Origin of the sequence: Phenylobacterium sp., from assembly GCF_036402295.1 — a bacterium.
GTDB lineage: Bacteria > Pseudomonadota > Alphaproteobacteria > Caulobacterales > Caulobacteraceae > Phenylobacterium.
Map to the genome: position 1 here is coordinate 1 of NZ_DASWTE010000116.1, position 17,114 is coordinate 17,114.

The following is a 17,114-nucleotide window of genomic DNA, read 5'->3' on the forward strand; positions in this document are numbered from 1 at the left end:
GATCTCGATCCGGTCGCCGTCGGCCACCGGGGTCTTCTGATAGGCCGACCGCGGCACGATCTCCAGATTGCGTTCCACGGCGACCTTCTTCGTGTCCAGCCCCAGCGCCGCCACCAGCCCCGCCACGTCGGCGACGCCTGCAAACGCCCTGGTCTCTCCGTTGATGGTCAGTTGCACGTTCAAGCCTCGATCGGGTCCAGCGTTGGGTCGCGCTCAGGAATATGGGCGGCGCAAACCTTCTGCACGAGTTTCATAACGCCCTTGAGGTCGCGGTTGCGGGGCACGGTCACGGTGAACCCGTACCCCACGCGGTCCAGGCTCTCGAGCGGGATGAATCCGCCCCCGGCCTTCTCCAACCTGGAGAAGACCTCCTCCTGCAGGTTCCCGACGCGATGGGTGAACGAGCGCTCGACGTCACCGGGCTCTTGCGGAAACTCGACGCGAACGCGCCACCCCATGGGCACTCCATTCTAGTCGCCAGCCTTGTGACCCGCCGCCTCCACCGTTACAAGTCCGCCGGAATCGAGCGGCGGAGCCGAATGCCGAAACCGATCTATGTGCTGAGCGGACCCAATCTCAACCTCCTGGGGACCCGCGAGCCGGAGATTTACGGTCATCACACCCTGGAAGACGTCCGCGGCCTCTGCGAGGCCCGCGCGAAGTCTCTGGGCTGTGAAGTCGTGTTCCGTCAGTCCAATCACGAGGGCGAACTCGTGGACTGGATCCAGGAGGCCCGCGAGAAGGCGTCTGCCCTAGTGCTGAATCCGGCCGCCTACGGCCACACCTCCATCGCCATCCTCGACGCGCTCAAGATGCTGGCCATCCCGATCGTCGAATGCCACCTCTCGAACCCGGCCGCGCGCGAGGCGTTCCGCCGGAAGACCTATGTTTCGCTGGCCGCCACGGGGGTCGTCTCCGGCTTCGGCGCGGCGAGCTATGAACTGGCCGTCGAGGCCGCCGCGGGCCTTGCCGCCCGCTAGACCAGACTAGAAAACCAGGGGCCTCGTAGCCCGCTAAGACAGACTGAAAGACAAGGGCCGATACCCATGCCGACCCCTCCCAAGGCGCCCGCCGATCCGTTCGACGCACGCCTGGTGCGAAAGCTGGCCGACATCCTCACCGAAACCGGTCTCAGCGAGATCGAGGTCGAACAGGGCGCACTGAAGATTCGCGTCGCCAAGACCGTGACCCAGGCCGTGCACCACGTGGCCGCGCCGGCTCCAGTCGCGGTCGCCGCGCCGGCCCCCGCGGCCGCGCACAACCCGGGCCCCGCGCCCGCCGCCGAAGCTCCGGCCGCCGCCAGGGGCGATGCGGTGAAGTCGCCGATGGTCGGCACCGTCTACCTGCAGCCCAATCCCGGCTCGCCCGCGTTCGTGAAGGTGGGCGACAGCGTCGAAGCCGGCCAGACGCTCTTCATCATCGAGGCGATGAAGACCATGAACCCGATCCCCGCGCCCAAGGCCGGCAAGATCGTGCAGATCCTGGTCGAGGACGCGACCCCCGTCGAGTTTGGCGAACCGCTCGCCATCATCGAGTAGTTCGATGTTCGACAAGATCCTGATCGCCAACCGGGGCGAGATCGCCCTGCGGGTCCACCGCGCGTGCAAGGAGATGGGCATCTCCACCGTCGCCGTGCACTCCGAGGCCGATTCGAGCGCCATGTGGGTGCGGCTGGCCGACGAGAGCGTCTGCATCGGCCCGCCGCCGGCCGCCAAGAGCTACCTGCACATCCCGGCGATCATCGCGGCCTGCGAGATCACCGGCGCCCAAGCCGTGCACCCGGGCTACGGGTTCCTGTCCGAAAACGCCCGCTTCGCCGAGATCGTCGAAGCCCACGGCTTCACGTTCATCGGGCCCAAGCCCGAGCACATCAAGATGATGGGCGACAAGATCACCGCCAAGCAGGCGGTGAAGGCCGCCGGCATCCCGGTGGTGCCCGGCTCGGATGGCGCGGTGACCACCGAGGAAGAGGCCATCGCGGCGGCCAAGGAGATCGGTTTCCCGGTCCTCATTAAGGCGGCCGCCGGCGGCGGCGGGCGCGGCATGAAGGTCGCCAAGTCCGAGGCCGACCTGATCGAGGCGGTGCAGACCGCCCGCTCCGAGGCCAAGGCCGCGTTCGGCGACGACGCGGTCTACATGGAGCGCTACCTCCAGACCCCGCGCCACATCGAGCTGCAGGTCGTCGCCGACAGCTTCGGCAACGTCTGCCACCTGGGCGAACGCGACTGCTCGCTGCAGCGCCGCCACCAGAAGGTGCTGGAAGAGGCCCCCTCTCCGGCCATCGACGCTGCGGCCCGCGCCAAGATCGGCAAGATCGTCGTCGACGCCGTGAAGGCCATCGGCTACCTGGGCGTCGGCACGATCGAGTTCCTGTACGAGAACGGCGAGTTCTTCTTCATCGAGATGAACACCCGCCTGCAAGTGGAGCACCCGGTCACCGAGGCCATCACGGGCATTGACCTGGTGCGCGAGCAGATCCGCATCGCCGCGGGCCTGCCGCTGTCGTTCAAGCAGTCGGAAGTGGTCTTCGAGGGCCACGCCATCGAATGCCGCGTGAACGCCGAGAACCCGAAGACCTTCGCCCCCTCGCCGGGACTGGTCACCGATTTCCACGCGCCGGGCGGCCTGGGCGTGCGGATGGATAGCGCCCTCTACGCCGGCTATTCGATCCCGCCCTACTACGACAGCCTGATCGGCAAGCTGATCGTGCACGGCCGCGACCGCGACGAGTGCATCGCGCGCCTGAACCGCTGCCTGGGCGAGATCGTGGTCGGCGGCATCGACACGAACATCCCCCTGTTCCAGGACCTGATCCACCAGGAGGACTTCCTGAGCGGCGACTACAACATCCACTGGCTGGAACGGTGGATGGCGAGCCAGGCGGGGACCTAGCCGAACGCGTTCGATATCGCCGTTGCCTTACGCCGCGTCGGGGTGATGTTATCGATTACAGATACATCGGGAGGGCGACGCATGGGGCGCATCAATCTTCACGTCGATCGCCGGGCCGCCCTCGGCGGCGCAGGCGTCGGCGGCCTGCTGGCGATGGCGGAGTCGAGCGCAGCTAGCACCAAGCAGGGCGGCTCCGGCGGGGCGTCCCGCCTCGCGACCCCGCCCGAAGCGGTCGTCGAGACGAAGCACGGCAAGGTCCGCGGCGCCGTGCGCGACGGTGTCTACACCTTCAAGGGCGTGCCCTACGCCAAGGACACCGGCGGCAAGGCCCGCTTCCTGCCGCCCGAGCCGCCCACGGCCTGGACCCAGGTCCGCCCCGCCCTCGCCTACGGCCCCAGCTGCCCGCAGGTGGTGCGCGCTGGCTGGCAGAACCCCGAGACGGCTTTCATCTACGACTGGGACGACGGCTACCCCGGCGAGGACTGCCTGCGCCTGAACGTCTGGTCGCCGGGCGTGGGCAGAGGTTCACGCCCCGTGATGTTCTGGATCCACGGCGGCGGCTACGAGGCCGGCTCGTCGCAGGAGCTGCCCAGCTACGACGGCGAGCGGCTGGCCCGGCGCGGCGACGTGGTGGTGATCTCCGTGAACCACCGGCTGGGCCCGTTCGGGTTCCTCGACCTCTCCGAGGCCGGCGGCGAGCGCTACGCGCGGTCTGCCAACGTCGGCATGCTGGACCTGGTGCTGGCGCTGGAGTGGGTGAAGGCCAACGCCGCGGCGTTCGGCGGCGACGCCGGCAACGTCACCATCTTCGGTCAGTCGGGCGGCGGGGCGAAGGTCTCGCACCTGATGGCCATGCCGTCGGCGAAGGGCCTGTTCCACAAGGCGATCGTGCAGAGCGGCTCGCTGATGGAGGCCGGCGACCCAGCAGCGGGCCACAAGTTGGCTTCCGAGGTCCTCAAGGCGTTGGGGATCGCGCCGGGCGAGTTGGACAGGCTGGCCGCCGTCAGCGCCATCGACCTAGTCGCGGCCGGCGAGAAGGCCAAGCGCGCCATGCCCCGGCCGTCCAGCGGCATCGGCCTGATCTGGCAGCCCACCGGCGACGGCGTCGTCCTGCCCGCCAACCCGTGGGCCACCGCGCCGGCGCTCTCGAAGGACGTGCCGATGATTATCGGCTCGACGCTCAACGAGTACTCGCCCAGCCTGGGCAACCCGGGCAACGAGGAGATGGACGACGCCCGCGCCAAGACGACCGCCGTGGCCATTGGGGCCCAGGCCAAGGACTGGGACGCCTTCCGCGCCGCCCATCCGGGCATGAAGCCCGTCGAGGTGCTCTCACGCCTGGCGGCGACACGTTTCCGCGTCCCAGCGGTGGTGCAGGCGCAGCGCAAGGCGGCGCAGGGCGGCGGCAAGGCCTGGCTCTACCGCTTCGACTACAACCCCGCCTCCGTGCTCGACGGCCGGGTGCGCGCCTTCCACTGCGCCGAGCTCGCCTACTGCTTCGACAACGTCGACCGGTGCCTGAACTCGACCGGCGGCACGCCCGAAGCCCGAGCGCTGGCGGGCAAGGTGGCCGACGCGTGGATCGCCTTCGCCAAGACCGGCGACCCGAACCACAAGGGCCTGCCGCGCTGGGCGGCGGTAGGCGGCGGCAAGATCCCCAACATGCTGTTCGACGCGACCTGCCGCGTCGTCGACGATCCAGACGCAATCGAGCGCGCCGCACTGGCCGGTTAACCCCTCCCCGACGGCGGGACGCCGCGGTATGCCGTGGCCATGTCCGCGTTCGACGCCCGAGATCTCCTGGACTGCTACGCCCGCGGCGTCTTCCCGATGGCCGACGCGCGGGAGGACAGCCGGGTCTTCCTGATCGACCCCGAGCGGCGGGGCGTCATACCCCTGCGCGGCTTCCACGTACCCAAGCGGTTGGCGCGGACCGTGCGGGCCGATCCGTTCGAGGTGCGCGTGGACACCGCCTTCCACGAGGTGGTGCGGGCCTGCGCCGCCTCAGGACCGGGCCGGATGGAAACCTGGATCAACCGCCCGATCGAGCGCCTCTACCTGCAGCTCCACAGCCTGGGCCATGCCCACAGCGTCGAGTGCTGGCAGGACGGCGTGCTGGTGGGCGGGCTCTACGGGGTGTCGCTGAAGGGCGCCTTCTTCGGCGAGAGCATGTTCTCGCGCCGTCGCGACGCCTCCAAGGTGGCGCTGGTCCACCTGGCGGCGCGGCTCATCGCCGGTGGCTACCGGCTGCTGGACGCACAGTTCATGACCGAACACCTCAGCCAGTTCGGCGCCGAGGAGGTCCCGCGGCTCGCCTACCATCGCCGGCTGAACCAGGCCCTGGAGGTCGACGGCGACTTCTACGGGTTGGGCGGCGCGGGCTCGGCCTTGGGCTCGGGGGCCGGCGCAGGTGTCGCAGGGGTCGGCGGCGCAACCTTCGGCGCAGGGCTCGGCGAGGCGGCGGCAGGAGATGCCTTGGCCGGGGGCAGGTCGAGCAGCTTGGGCTCCTCGGCCGGCTTCGCGGCGGGGACGGCCGCCGGAGGCGCTGCGGCGACGACGGGCGCGCTGGCCCTGCAGCTGATCGCCCAGGCGTCGTAGGTTGCGTGCTCCACCGGGTTCAGCCCCGGCGAGGCGGCGAACATCCAGCCCTTGAACGCCTGCTTCGGCGCCGGCGTCGGGCGGCCCGGCTGCGGGCGCGGCTGGGCGTCGACGGTCAGGTAGACGATGGCGTCCTCGATCGGCTCGTCCGGCGCCGAGCGCTCGCAGGCCCGCACCGTGAAGACCAGGCCCTTCCAGCGCACGGGCGTGTTCACCCGCGCCTCGAAGCGCAGAGTCTCGGCGGTGACCTTGTCCAGCGCCTGCAGCACGGCGATGTCGTAGCGGTTGCGGCGGATCGGGGCTTCGACGGGCTTCTCGGCCACCTGCTCCTTGGGCGCGACGGCGGGGGCCACGTCCTTGGCGTCCACCGGGGCCACGGCGGCGGGCGCGGGCGGCGCGACCGTGGCGGGCGGCGCTTCCTCGGCGGGCGCAGCCGGCGTCGGCGCGGGCGGCGGCTCGACGGGCGTCGGCGCGGGCGGAGCCGTGGTTTGGGCGGCCACCATGCCTGCCAGCAGCGCGCCCATCGCGACGCCCAGTGCGGCGCGGCGAAGGAGATGCGGCGGGAGGTTGTGCGGGCCCATGGGGCTTATTCCGGGTTCCAGGCCTCGTAGTCGCCGGTTGCGCGCTGGCGGTCGCCGCCGCGCGAGATCGCGCCCTGGGGCCGGCGGGCGTAGATCGTTCCGGTCAGGTTCGGGAGGTGGTCCTTCTCCCAGGCCTTGACCTGGAACGGTTCGGACGTCGGCGGCTCGTCGAAGGTGTAGTGCAGCCAGCCGTGCCACTCGGCCGTCACCTTGGAGGCGTCGGCGTAGCCCTTGTAGATCACCCAGCGGCGCTTGCGACCGCGGTCATAGCTGTCGCGGTCGTCGCGGGCCTCGTAGTAGCGGTTGCCCAGTTCGTCCTGGCCGACGAAGTGGCCGCGGCGCCAGGTCGTGAAGTGGATGCCGGTCGTGGCGCCATTCCACCAGGTGAAGATCGTCTTCAGTACGGACAAGTTCTGAGGCCTTCGGGGTCCTGAATTCGGCGCGACTATAGGGGTGCGCCTCCGGAGCGTCCAGCACCCGGGCCGCGGCCTTTCGCCTGCAATATGTTGGGGATGGAACCCGATGCACACCCAACATCTATTGCCCGTTCACCAAGAGCGACCCTAGGCTCACGCGGGTCAGGGAGTCGGGTCGCATGGATGGCGAAACGTCGCGCGTGGGAATCGAGGGGCGGATCCTGGAGCTGGGCGACCGGCTCGTGGAGGTGGAGGCCCCGGCCCACTTCTCCAATGCGCGGGTCGAGGCCTGGGTCGACTGGGCCGGCGGCCGCACCGACCTTTCCGCCGCCATCCTGCAGTACGCCTACGGTTTGGCCGGCAAGGCGCAGGCCAAGGGGCTGACGAAGGACCTGAAGACCCGTACGCGGTTCCGCGAGGCGATCACCGAGGCGATGCTGCTCGGATCGGTCGCGATTTCGCACGGCGCCGCGCCGCTCAAGGTGCTGGAGCCCGGCGCAGGCGCGCTGGACCGGCTGACGGCGTCGCACCGGGGTCGCGAGGCGGCACAGGCGGCGGCCGGCCTGATCGCCGCCCGGCTGCAGGCGGTGATGGACGCGGTCCTCCGCTGCGAGGGCGGCCCTGACGCCTGCGCCGACCCGGCCCGCAACACCAGCCTGGCCCGCGCCGCCGAAGCGGCCCGCGCGGCCGGCGCGCCCGACACGGCGATCCTCGAGGCGATCGCGCTGGCGCGTGCGGGCGAACTGGAGTGGCTCTGCTCGACCCCCCCGCCGGCTCCGGCGACGCCGTTCGTGGGTTTCGCCGGCCAAGGCCCCGCCGCCGCGCGCGCCGCCTGGACCACCGGACGCCTGATCGCCGCGCCCGACGCGGCGCAGGCCGAGGCCATCGCCGAAGCCGCCGCCCTGCCGACGGCGGGCGTTGAGCTGATAGGCTTCTGGCGCGACGGCGCGTTCGACGACACCGCCTTCGCCGCCACCGTACGCACCGCCGCGATCGCCCTCGGCGCCGAGGCCGAGGGGCCGGCGCGGCTGGGTTTGGCGGGGCTGGGCGACTGGCTCGTGGCCCACGGCTTCGACTATGACAGCGACGAGGCCCGCGCCGCCGCCCGCAACCTGTTCCAGGCCGCCCGCGACGCCACCGACGACCTGGACCTCGACCTGCGCTTCGCCCTGGTCGACGATCCCGAGTTGGCCCTGCGGCTGGGCGCCCGGCTGGACGGCGCGCCGTGGAACGGACCGGTGACGGTGGCCGAGACGGCCGACGGCGAGACGGTGCGGGTGCTGTCCGAGGCGGCGCTGCTTGCGCTCAAGGCCTCCGGCGCCGACGCCGAAGCCGCTCGCGACCTCCTCCTCGGCCACCGCAGCCTGGCCGAGGCGCCGGGTGTCAACGCCGAGACTCTGGCCGCGCGCGGGTTCACCAGCCTCGAGATCGAGGCGGCCCAGGCCGAGCTGCCGTTCGTGCGCCGCCTGGCCGACGCCTTCGCGCCGCGGATCGTCGGCGAGGGCTTCCTGCGCGACGTGCTGGGCGCGAGCCCTGAAGAGCTGGCCGATCCGGGCTTCGACGTCCTGGCGTTCGCCGGGTTCGCCAACGAGGACGTTGCCGCGGCCGAGGCCTATGCGCTGGGCGTGGACAGCGTGGATGCGGAGCTCGCCATCTTCCGCAACGCGGCCCAGACGCCGATCCCGGCGCAGGCGACCATGCTGGCGACCCTCGCGCCCGTGCTGGACGCACCGCCCGTGCTCGACGTCACCCTGCCCTGGTCGGCCACGCTAGAGGACGTACAAGCCGTCCTCGCCGCCACCGACCTCGCCGTCCGGGTGCGGCGGAGCACCGCGCCGGCCTCGATCGCTCTGGAGATCCCGGCGGTCCCCGACCTGCCCGTCCGCGTCCAGGCGCCCGCCGAGGAGCCGGTCATCCAGGAGCGGATCGTCGAGCGCATGGTCGAGCGCGAGCGGACCCGCCGCAAGCTGCCCGACCGCCGCAAGGGCTACATCCAGAAGGCCGCCGTCGGCGGCCATAAGGTCTATCTGCACACAGGCGAGTACGACGACGGCGAGCTGGGCGAGATCTTCATCGACATGCACAAGGAAGGCGCGGCCTTCCGCTCGCTGATGAACAACTTCGCCATCTCGGTGTCCCTGGGCCTGCAGCACGGCGTGCCGCTGGAAGAATTCGTCGACGCCTTCGTGTTCACGCGGTTCGAGCCCGCGGGCCCGGTCACGGGAAATGACACCGTGAAATCAGCGACTTCCATCCTGGACTACATCTTCCGGGAGCTCGGGATCAGCTACCTGGGGCGCAACGACCTGGCGAGCGCCGATCCCGGCGAGCTGAACGCCGACGGCCTGGGCCGCGGCAAGGCCGATGCGGTGGGCGCCGACGAACCCGAACCCCAGCCCGCGTCGCGGTTCATCTCGCGCGGCTTCGCGCGGGGCGCCGCCCCGGACAACCTAGTCTTCCTGCCGTCTGCAGGGCGTGCGGCGGGGCCCGCGGCGCTGGGCGCCGCCGAGGTCTGTGCGGCCTGCGGGGACATCGCCGTGGTGCGCAAGGGCCAGGCGCTGATCTGCGAGACCTGCGGCGCGCGGGCGGCCCGGCGCGCGGAAGACCAGAGCGGCTAAGCCCTTCGAAGTTACCGCGATTTAAGTGGCGCCCAGGGGGCTATGCAGGCAGAGGTGACAGCCTGACTGCAAGGAATGCCGACTGAAATGACGCGTAAGACCCGGATCCGGGCCACGGTGGCCGCCCTCGCCGCGATCGCTCCGATCGCCGGGAGCGCCATGGCCGGTGAGAAGGAAGTCCCGATGCAGAAGTCGTTCGGCGGCTCTTGCGTGAAGTGCGAGTTGGCGGGCCGCAACCTGTCGGGCGCACGGATCGTCGGCGCCAACTTCTCCGGCGCGAACCTGACCGGCGCCAACCTGCGGGACGCCAAATTCCACGCCTCGGTGTTCTCGGACGCCAACCTCACCAAGGCCGACCTCAGCGACGCGGCCATGGCCGGCGCGGTCTTCTCGAACGCGAACCTGACCAGCGCGCGGCTGCGGGCGACCGAGGCGAACGGCGTGGTGTTCATCTCGGCCAACCTCACCAAGGCCGACCTCTCGGACGTCGAGGCCTCGGGCGCGGTGTTCCGTAAGGCGAACCTGATCGGCGCCATCCTCCGCTCGGCCACCCTGCGGGGCGGCGTGTTCGAAGGCGCAGACCTGTCACGGGCGACGCTCACCGACATCCAGGCCCAGGGCGCCAACTTCTACAGGGCGCGACTGGCCGGCACGGTCCTCCGGTCGGCCGGGCTGCAGCACGCCAACTTCAGCAAGGTCGAGGCGCACAACGCCAGCTTTCAGGACGCCGAAATGACCGGCGCGAACCTGTCGCATGCCGCCTTCAGCCACGCCTCGTTCCGCTCGACCGACCTCACCAACGCCACGCTGGCGGGCTCCAATTTCGACGGCGCCGACTTTCGCGACGCCGACCTGACGCGCGCCTCGCTGCACGGGGCCGACCTGGCGAACGCCCGCGGCCTCAATCAGGACCAGCTCGACGACGCCTGCGGCGACGCGCGCACGCGGCTGCCGCGCGGGCTGGCGATCAAGGTCTGCAACAGCGTGCGGATGATCGTGAAACCGGACTACCACCGCTCGATGCGGATGGTCCCAGCCGTGCCCGCAGCGCCGACGCCTCCCGCGCCGCCGGCCCCACCGCCGTCGCCCCGCTACTTCCTGACGCTGCACTAGCCCTCGATCGGCCGGCCTCGCGTCTCGGGGAGCAGGAAGAGTACGATCAGCGCGCCCACGGTCGCGAAGCCGACCGGGTACCAGAGACCCGCGTAGATGTTCCCCGTGGTCGCCACGATGGCGAACGCCGTGGCCGGCAGGAGCCCGCCGACCCAGCCCGCGCCAAGGTGATACGGGAACGAGAGGGACGTGTAGCGGATACGCGCGGGGAAGAGCTCGACCATCAATGCGGACACGGGCGCATAGGTGGCGGCGGCCAGCACGACTAGGAAGGCCACGATGGCCACCACCAGCGGGCGGTTCACCTGCGCCGGGTCGGCTGCCGCGGGATAGCCCGCGGCGGCCAGAACAGAGTGAGCCTCGTCCTCGAAAGCTTTGATTTGATCCGCTTTCTCATCTGACGAACCGCCGGGCGGAGCGGGAGGCGAGACGACCCGATCGCCCACCCGGACGACGGCGGCCGCACCGGCCGGCAGCTCGACGTTGCGGTAGGTCACGCCCTGCCGGGTCAGGAACGACTTCGCGACGTCGCAACCGCTGCCGTCGAAGCGATTGGTCCCCACCGGATCGAATTGCACCGAGCAGGTGGCCGGATCCGCATGGACGACCACCGGAGCCGACCGCTGGGCCGCCGCCAGCGCCGGGTTCGCCGCCTGGGTCAGCAGGTGGTAGGCCGGGAACAGGGTGGCCGCGCCCAGGGCGATGCCGGCGATGATCACCGGCTTGCGGCCGATCCGATCGCTTAGCCAGCCCAGGACGAGGTAGGACGGAGCCGCAACGGTGAGCGCGGCGATCATCAGCAGGTTGGTCTGCAGGTCGCCGACCTTGAGGATGCGCTGCAGGAAGAACAGCGCGTAGAACTGGCTGGCGTACCAGATGACCGTCGAGCCGGCGACGGCGCCGCCCAGGGCCGCCAGGATCAGCTTCAGGTTCGACCAGCGCCCGAACGCCTCGGCGAACGGCGCCTTGGAGATCCCGCCGCTCTCCTTCATGCGCCGGTACACCGGGCTCTCGTTGAGCTTCAGGCGGATCCACAGCGAGATGGCCAGCAGGATGGCCGAGACCAGGAACGGCATGCGCCAGCCCCAGGCCTGGAACGTCTCCTCGGAGAGCAGCAGTCGGAAACCCACGATGACCAGCAGCGACAGGATCAGGCCGCACGTGGCCATCATGTTGATCCAGCTGGTGTCGAAGGCCCGCCGCTCTGGCGGAGCATGCTCGGCCACGTAGATCACAGCGCCGCCGTACTCGCCGCCGACGGCCAGGCCCTGGAGCAGGCGCAGGACCACCAGCACGATCGGCGCGGCCACGCCCAGGGTTGCGTACCCGGGCAGCAGGCCGACCAGGAACGTGGACAGCCCCATGATCACCATGGTCACCAGGAAGGTGTTCTTGCGGCCCACGAGATCGCCGACGCGGCCGAACACCAGAGCCCCGAACGGACGCACGATGAAGCCGGCCGCGAAGGCCGCCAGCGCGAAGATGAAGGCCGTGCCCTCGCCGACGCCGGCGAAGAAGTGCCGCGCGATGTGGCTGGCCAGCGCGCCGTAGAGGAAGAAGTCGTACCACTCGAAGAGCGTGCCGACCGAAGCGCCGGCCACGACCATGGCCTGACCGTTCTGCGCCCGCACAGGCGGCCGCTCGGCGGCGACGTCCACCATCCACTGTTCCCCCGACCCACTTGGGGTCGGGAGGACTAGATCAGACCTTGATCGGTGGCGCGAGGCGGATGTGGAGCTCCTTGAGCTGCTTCTCGGTCACTTCGGACGGCGCGTTCATCATCAGGTCCTGGCCCTGCTGGTTCAGCGGGAAGGCAATGACTTCGCGGATGTTCTCGGCGCCGGCCAGCAGCATGACCATGCGATCGATCCCCGGCGCCAGGCCGCCGTGGGGCGGGGCGCCGAAGCGGAAGGCGTTCAGCATGCCGCCGAACTGTTCCTCGACGACGTTCGAGCCGTAACCCGCGATCCCGAACGCCTTCAGCATGATGTCGGGGCGGTGGTTGCGGATCGCGCCCGAGCACAGCTCGATGCCGTTGCAGACGATGTCGTACTGGTAGGCGAGCACGTCGAGCGGGTCCTTGGCCTCCAGGGCCTCGAGCTCGCCCTGCGGCATCGAGAACGGGTTGTGCGAGAAGTCGACGCGCTTCTCGTCCTCGTTCCACTCGAACATCGGGTAGTCGACGACCCAGACGAACTCGAAGCGGTCCTTGTCGACCAGCTTGAGGTCCGTGCCGGCCTTGGTGCGGGCGGCGCCGGCGAACTTGGCGAACACTTTCGGGTCGCCGGCCGCGAAGAAGGCGGCGTCGCCCTGCCCCAGTCCAAGCTGGCCCATGAGCCCGTCGGTCTTCTCCGGCCCCAGGTTCTTGGCGATCGGGCCGCCCCAGCCGCCCTGGTCCTCGCTCCAGAAGATGTAGCCGAGGCCGGGCTGGCCCTCGCCCTGCGCCCAGCTGTTCATGCGGTCGCAGAAGGCGCGGCTGCCGCCCGTCGGCGCGGGGATGGCCCACACGGCGTTCTTCACGTCCTCGAGGATGCGCGCGAACAGGCCGAAGCCGCCGCCGCGGAAGTGTTCCGACACGTCCTGCATGCGGATCGGGTTGCGCAGGTCGGGCTTGTCGCTGCCGAACTGCTGGATGGCGTCCTTGTAGGCGATCCGCGGGAACGGGTACGGGGTCACCGGCTTGCCGTCGGCGAACTCCTCGAACACGCCGTGCATCACCGGCTCGATCGAGGCGAACACGTCTTCCTGGGTGACGAAGCTCATCTCGACGTCGAGCTGGTAGAACTCGCCGGGCGAACGGTCCGCGCGGGCGTCCTCGTCCCGGAAGCAGGGCGCGATCTGGAAGTAGCGGTCGAAGCCGGAGACCATCAGCAGCTGCTTGAACTGCTGCGGCGCCTGCGGCAGCGCGTAGAACTTGCCCGGGTGCAGCCGCGACGGCACCAGGAAGTCGCGCGCGCCTTCCGGCGACGACGCCGTCAGGATCGGCGTCTGGAACTCCATGAAGCCCTGATCGGTCATGCGCCGGCGGATCGACGAGATGACCTGCGAGCGCAGGACGATGTTCCGGTGCAGCGTCTCGCGACGCAGGTCCAGGAACCGGTACTTCAGGCGCAGGTCTTCCGGATAGTCCGGCTCACCGAAGACCGGGACCGGCAGCTCCTGGGCCTCGCCCAGCAGCTCGACGCCCTTCACCCGCACCTCGATCTCGCCGGTGGGCAGGTTCGGATTGACCGTCTCGGGCGTGCGCTTGACGACCTCGCCATCGATCCGGATCACGCTCTCGGCGCGCACGCGCTCGACCAGCTCGAACCCCGGCGTGTCGGGGTGCAGCACCAGCTGGGTCAGGCCGTAGTGGTCGCGCAGGTCGATGAACAGCAAACCGCCGTGGTCGCGCTTGCGATGAATCCAGCCCGAGACCCGAACGGTCTGGCCGGTGTCAGCGGCGCGGAGCGCGCCGCAGGTGTGGGTGCGGTAGGCGTGCATTTCTCTAGGGAAATCGGGTGATTTACGAGGCGCGGAAGGGCGCATGGAGGCTCGTGAAAGTCAAGGCGCGTGGCCGAGTGCGACGGCTTGACAGAGGCGTGCCCGGCAGATCGGATCGCCGCTTCCAATCGGGGATTCCAGTGAAACACGTCCTCAAGGCGGCGTTGATCGCCGCTGCGGCCGCAAGCCTCGCCGCCTGCGCGACCACCGCGTCCAAGTCCAAGTCGAAAGGCCCCGCGGCGCCCGCCGCGCCTCTGGCGAAGGGCCTCGATCCGGCCGCGGCCAAGGACCCGTTCCCGTCCACCTATCACGCCCTGCCCGGCCGCAGCCTGGCGATCACGGGCGCAACGGTGCTCACCGGCACGGGGGCGCAGGTCGAGAACGGCACGGTCCTTGTGAAGGACGGCCGCATCGAGGCGGTGGGCGCGGGCCTGCCGGTCCCGGCGGGCTACGAGAGCGTGGATGCGCGCGGCAAGTGGGTGACCCCCGGCCTGATCGACACCCACTCGCACCTGGGCGTCTATCCCTCGCCCGAGGTGCAGGCGCACTCGGACGGCAACGAGGCCACCGATCCCAACACCGCCCAGGTCTGGGCCGAGCACTCGGTGTGGCCGCAGGACCCCGGCTTCAACCTGGCCCGCGCCGGCGGCGTGACGACGCTGCTGGTGCTGCCGGGCTCGGCCAACCTGTTCGGCGGCCGCGGCGTGACGCTCCGCAACGTGCCCGCCCGCACCGTCCAGGACATGAAGTTCCCGGGCGCGCCCTACACCTTGAAGATGGCCTGCGGCGAGAACCCCAAGCGCGTCTACGGCGGCCGCACCCGCAGTCCCGCGACCCGGATGGGCAACGTGGCCGGCTATCGCGCGGCCTGGATCAACGCGGCCGACTACGCCCGCAAGTGGGACGACTACCGCGCCAAGGCGGCCAAGGGGGAGAAGGCCGATCCGCCGAAGCGCGACCTCCAGCTCGACACCCTGGTGGGCGTGCTGAAGGGCGAGATCCTGGTGCAGAACCACTGCTACCGGGCCGACGAGATGGTCCAGATGATCGATATCGCGGCCGAGTTCGGCTACCGGATCACCACGTTCCACCACACGATCGAGGCCTACAAGATCGCCGACATCCTGGCGAAGAACGACATCTGCGCCGCCACCTGGACGAACTGGTGGGGCTCCAAGCTGGAGCTCCACGACTCCATCGAGGCCAACGTGCCGCTGGTCCACGCCGCCGGCGGCTGCGCGATCATCAAGTCGGACGATCCGGACCTGATCCAGCGGCTGAACCAGGAGGCCGCCGAGGCCTTGGCCGCAGGCCGCGCCGCTGGCCTTCAGATCACCGAGGCCGAGGCGATCCGCTGGATCACCGCCAACCCCGCCAAGGCCCTGGGCATCGCCGTCCAGACCGGCTCGCTGGAGCCGGGCAAGCGGGCCGACGTGACGCTCTGGGACGCCAATCCGTTCTCCATCTACGCCCGCGCCCAACGGGTCTGGATCGACGGCGGCCTGGCCTACGACCGCAACGATCCGCGCTTCCAGCCCAAGTCGGACTTCGAACTCGGCCTGGAGGGCCGCTGACCATGAAGACGCTCGCCCTCCTCCTGGCCACCACCGTCCTCGCTGCGGCCTCCGCGGCGCAGGCGGCGACGGTGGCCATCGTCAACGCCCGGATCCTCAATCCAGGCGCCGCCGAGATCGCCAACGGCACGGTCGTCGTGCGCGACGGCAAGGTCTCCGCCGTGGGCGCCAACGTCACCGCACCGGCAGGCGCCCAGGTGGTCGACGCCAAGGGGGGCGTCGTGACCCCAGGCTTCGTGGCCGTGAACAGCATGCTTGGCGCCGTGGAGGTCTCGGCGGTCGGCGACGACGTGCGCATCACCACGCCCGACCTCGGCGCGGCCTTCGACGTCCAGTACGCGCTCAACCCCGACTCCACGGTGATCCCCGTCGCCCGCCTGGGCGGCATCACCAGCGCCGTGGTCACGCCTACGCCCGAGGGTGGCCAGGGCGGCGCGGGCGAGCACGACGACAGCGGCCAGGACACGTCCGGCGCGCCCGCCTCCGAGCACGCCCACAGCCTGTTCGCCGGCCAAGCGGCGGTGATCCAGTTGGCCCGCGGCCAGGAGATGCTGGTGAAGCCCAGGGTGGCCATGGTGGCGCCGTTCGGCGAGGCCGGCGCCCGGGTGGCCGGCGGCGCGCGCGGCGCGAACTTCGTGCTGCTGAAGGAGGCGTTGGCCGACGTGCGGGCCTATATGCGCAACCGCGCCGCCTACGATCGCGCCGGCTACCGCGACCTGGCGCTCTCCCGCGCCGACCTGGAGGCGCTGATCCCGGTGGTCGAGGGCCGCATGCCGCTGGTGGCCGTGGCCAACCGCGCCTCCGACATCCGCGCCGTGCTCAAGCTGGCGCGCGACGAGAAGCTCAAGCTGGTCCTGACCGGTGCGGCCGAGGCTTGGCGGGTCGCGCCCGAGATCGCCGCGGCGAGCGTGCCGGTGATCCTGAACCCGGTGCTGAACCGGCCGACCAGCTTCGAGACCCTGGGCTCGACGCTGGAGAACGCAGCGCGCCTCGAGAAGGCCGGCGTCACCGTCGCCATCGAGGGCAACTCCGGGGCGCACCGGGCGCACGAGATGCGCTACAACGCCGGCGTCGCCTCGGCCAACGGCATGAGCCGCCAGGGCGCGCTCGCCGCCATCACCATCAACCCGGCCCGCATCTTTGGCGTCGGCGACCGGCTGGGCTCGCTGGAGCCCGGCAAGGACGCCGACTTGGTGGTCTGGTCGGGCGACCCCTTCGAGCCGCTGTCCCGGCCGCAGCTCATCCTGGTCCGCGGCGAGGCCCAGCCGCTGCGCTCGCGCCAACTCGACCTGCGCGACCGCTACCTCGACCTCAAGCGCCCGATGCCGCCGGGGTACAGCTACTGAGCCCTACTTCTCCGGATGGGTCAGCGCCTGATAGGTGAAGGTCCGGGACATCTGGCCCAGGTCGTCGCCGCCGGTGCCGCCGAGGCGCTGGATCATGCCGACGAAGACGACGTCGTTGGTCGGATCGACCCAGAACCAGGTGCCGGCCGCGCCGCCCCAGCTCATCGAGCCCTTGCCCTCCAGCGTGCCCGCCACGCGCGGATCGTTGACCACCATGAAGTCGAGACCGAAGCCCACCGCCTCGTTGAAGCGCAGCGTGCTGGTCCCGTTCGAGTTCACCAGCACGCTCTTCGGGATCATGTTGGTGCCCATCATCTCCACCGAGGCCGGCGAGAGGATTCGCACGCCGTCCAGCTCGCCCTTGTTGGCCAGCATCTGGGCGAAGCGGGCGTAGTCCATGGTGGCGCCGACGAGGCCGCCACCGCCGGACTCCATCACCGGCGGCGTCAGGTAGGTCGGCAGCGGCCGGTCGAAGATCGCGTTGGCCTCCTCG

At 70.4% G+C, this 17,114-nt stretch carries 15 protein-coding genes and 1 pseudogene; 9 read left to right on the forward strand and 7 right to left on the reverse strand.

The features are described 5' to 3' along the window. Together thiS and VGD44_RS07285 are read right to left on the reverse strand one after the other, a co-directional pair. On the reverse strand, nt 1-177 hold a 177-nt coding region (gene thiS / locus VGD44_RS07280), incomplete at its 3' end, for a sulfur carrier protein ThiS (protein ID WP_331085417.1). 2 nt (nt 178-179) lie between these two features. Beyond that, nucleotides 180-458, reverse strand: coding sequence for a hypothetical protein (locus VGD44_RS07285; RefSeq protein ID WP_331085390.1), 279 nt, complete (start codon nt 456-458; stop codon nt 180-182). 81 nt (nt 459-539) lie between these two features. On the opposite strand from VGD44_RS07285, the gene aroQ reads away from it, so the two are divergent. From aroQ to aat, 5 genes and pseudogenes are all read left to right on the forward strand, one after another. After that, complete coding sequence (aroQ, locus tag VGD44_RS07290) at nt 540-980, forward strand: type II 3-dehydroquinate dehydratase (RefSeq protein ID WP_331085392.1); 441 nt, start codon at nt 540-542, stop codon at nt 978-980. A gap of 66 nt (nt 981-1,046) precedes the next feature. Continuing rightward, the gene (gene accB, locus VGD44_RS07295; RefSeq protein WP_331085394.1) at nt 1,047-1,538 is read left to right on the forward strand and encodes an acetyl-CoA carboxylase biotin carboxyl carrier protein; all 492 of its coding nucleotides are present in this window, start codon (nt 1,047-1,049) and stop codon (nt 1,536-1,538) included. A gap of 4 nt (nt 1,539-1,542) precedes the next feature. After that, the gene (gene accC, locus VGD44_RS07300) at nt 1,543-2,892 is read left to right on the forward strand and encodes an acetyl-CoA carboxylase biotin carboxylase subunit (RefSeq protein WP_331085396.1); all 1,350 of its coding nucleotides are present in this window, start codon (nt 1,543-1,545) and stop codon (nt 2,890-2,892) included. A gap of 81 nt (nt 2,893-2,973) precedes the next feature. Then, entirely contained in the window at nt 2,974-4,626 is a 1,653-nt protein-coding gene (locus tag VGD44_RS07305; RefSeq protein ID WP_331085397.1) for a carboxylesterase/lipase family protein, read from the forward strand. Nucleotides 4,627-4,665: 39 nt separating this feature from the next. Then, nucleotides 4,666-5,283 (forward strand): annotated as a pseudogene (aat, locus tag VGD44_RS07310) (leucyl/phenylalanyl-tRNA--protein transferase); the annotation flags it as partial. Here aat and VGD44_RS07315 read toward each other — a convergent pair. After that, nucleotides 5,253-6,071, reverse strand: a complete 819-nt coding sequence (locus VGD44_RS07315) for a DUF2155 domain-containing protein (protein ID WP_331085399.1) — start codon at nt 6,069-6,071, stop codon at nt 5,253-5,255. The pseudogene aat and the gene VGD44_RS07315 overlap by 31 nt on opposite strands. Nucleotides 6,072-6,076: 5 nt before the next feature. Then, complete coding sequence (locus tag VGD44_RS07320) at nt 6,077-6,481, reverse strand: NADH:ubiquinone oxidoreductase subunit NDUFA12 (protein ID WP_331085401.1); 405 nt, start codon at nt 6,479-6,481, stop codon at nt 6,077-6,079. Nucleotides 6,482-6,666: 185 nt separating this feature from the next. Between VGD44_RS07320 and VGD44_RS07325 the strand changes: the two genes are divergently transcribed. Next, nucleotides 6,667-9,105 (forward strand): ribonucleotide reductase, encoded by a 2,439-nt coding sequence (locus tag VGD44_RS07325; protein WP_331085403.1) that lies wholly within the window; start codon nt 6,667-6,669, stop codon nt 9,103-9,105. 87 nt (nt 9,106-9,192) lie between these two features. Next, nucleotides 9,193-10,218 (forward strand): pentapeptide repeat-containing protein, encoded by a 1,026-nt coding sequence (locus VGD44_RS07330; protein WP_331085405.1) that lies wholly within the window; start codon nt 9,193-9,195, stop codon nt 10,216-10,218. Here the strand turns inward: VGD44_RS07330 and VGD44_RS07335 are convergent. After that, on the reverse strand, nt 10,215-11,879 hold the full coding sequence (locus VGD44_RS07335) for an MFS transporter (protein ID WP_331085407.1): 1,665 nt from the start codon (nt 11,877-11,879) through the stop codon (nt 10,215-10,217). The two genes, VGD44_RS07330 and VGD44_RS07335, sit on opposite strands and share 4 nt — an antisense overlap. 40 nt (nt 11,880-11,919) lie before the next feature. After that, nucleotides 11,920-13,701, reverse strand: a complete 1,782-nt coding sequence (gene aspS, locus VGD44_RS07340; RefSeq protein ID WP_331085409.1) for an aspartate--tRNA ligase — start codon at nt 13,699-13,701, stop codon at nt 11,920-11,922. A gap of 140 nt (nt 13,702-13,841) precedes the next feature. On the opposite strand from aspS, the gene VGD44_RS07345 reads away from it, so the two are divergent. After that, the gene (locus VGD44_RS07345; RefSeq protein ID WP_331085411.1) at nt 13,842-15,275 is read left to right on the forward strand and encodes an amidohydrolase; all 1,434 of its coding nucleotides are present in this window, start codon (nt 13,842-13,844) and stop codon (nt 15,273-15,275) included. 2 nt (nt 15,276-15,277) lie between these two features. Further along, nucleotides 15,278-16,621 (forward strand): amidohydrolase family protein, encoded by a 1,344-nt coding sequence (locus tag VGD44_RS07350; protein WP_331085413.1) that lies wholly within the window; start codon nt 15,278-15,280, stop codon nt 16,619-16,621. Nucleotides 16,622-16,624: 3 nt separating this feature from the next. On the opposite strand, the gene VGD44_RS07355 is transcribed toward VGD44_RS07350, so the two are convergent. Beyond that, nucleotides 16,625-17,114, reverse strand: a 490-nt coding sequence (locus VGD44_RS07355) for a serine hydrolase (protein ID WP_331085415.1), incomplete at its 5' end; no start/stop codon positions are given.

Coding starts and splice junctions, on each gene's coding strand:
- VGD44_RS07330 (WP_331085405.1), top strand. CDS start 9,193: ATGACGCGTAAGACCCGGATCCGGGCCACGGTGGCCGCCCTCGCCGCG.
- accC (WP_331085396.1), top strand. CDS start 1,543: ATGTTCGACAAGATCCTGATCGCCAACCGGGGCGAGATCGCCCTGCGG.
- VGD44_RS07285 (WP_331085390.1), bottom strand. CDS start 458: ATGGGGTGGCGCGTTCGCGTCGAGTTTCCGCAAGAGCCCGGTGACGTC.
- VGD44_RS07315 (WP_331085399.1), bottom strand. CDS start 6,071: ATGGGCCCGCACAACCTCCCGCCGCATCTCCTTCGCCGCGCCGCACTG.
- VGD44_RS07350 (WP_331085413.1), top strand. CDS start 15,278: ATGAAGACGCTCGCCCTCCTCCTGGCCACCACCGTCCTCGCTGCGGCC.
- VGD44_RS07335 (WP_331085407.1), bottom strand. CDS start 11,879: ATGGTGGACGTCGCCGCCGAGCGGCCGCCTGTGCGGGCGCAGAACGGT.
- aspS (WP_331085409.1), bottom strand. CDS start 13,701: ATGCACGCCTACCGCACCCACACCTGCGGCGCGCTCCGCGCCGCTGAC.
- aroQ (WP_331085392.1), top strand. CDS start 540: ATGCCGAAACCGATCTATGTGCTGAGCGGACCCAATCTCAACCTCCTG.
- VGD44_RS07305 (WP_331085397.1), top strand. CDS start 2,974: ATGGGGCGCATCAATCTTCACGTCGATCGCCGGGCCGCCCTCGGCGGC.
- VGD44_RS07325 (WP_331085403.1), top strand. CDS start 6,667: ATGGATGGCGAAACGTCGCGCGTGGGAATCGAGGGGCGGATCCTGGAG.
- accB (WP_331085394.1), top strand. CDS start 1,047: ATGCCGACCCCTCCCAAGGCGCCCGCCGATCCGTTCGACGCACGCCTG.